Source organism: Paucilactobacillus oligofermentans DSM 15707 = LMG 22743, from assembly GCF_001434315.1.
GTDB classification, from domain to species: Bacteria; Bacillota; Bacilli; order Lactobacillales; family Lactobacillaceae; genus Paucilactobacillus; species Paucilactobacillus oligofermentans.
On the sequence record NZ_AZFE01000021.1, the window covers coordinates 1 to 289 of the forward strand.

At 41.5% G+C, this 289-nt stretch carries 1 protein-coding gene; it reads left to right on the plus strand.

Annotated features, from left to right (window positions below; all coding sequences use genetic code 11):
* Nucleotides 1-289 (plus strand): mucin-binding protein (locus tag FC70_RS09340; protein WP_162253437.1); only part of this gene is annotated, 289 nt, incomplete at both ends.

The window sequence follows — 289 nt, forward strand, 5'->3', positions numbered from 1 at the left end:
TAGGACATCAAGCTAACCCGGTAATTAACGGCTATACTGTTACTACTAATCCAACGGAAGCAACCACTGATCAAACCGTTAAATCAGGTGACACCGATACGGAATACACCGTGGTTTATACCAAGAATGCCTCAACGACTACCACAGATACAGTTAATAAAACCGTTCATTACGTTGATGCTGATGGTAATAAACTTGCTGATGATTTCACTAGTTCCGCCGACTTTACCACTTCAACTGATGCCGTTACTGGTAAAACCACGACGACTTCAACTAATGATGTTTTAGG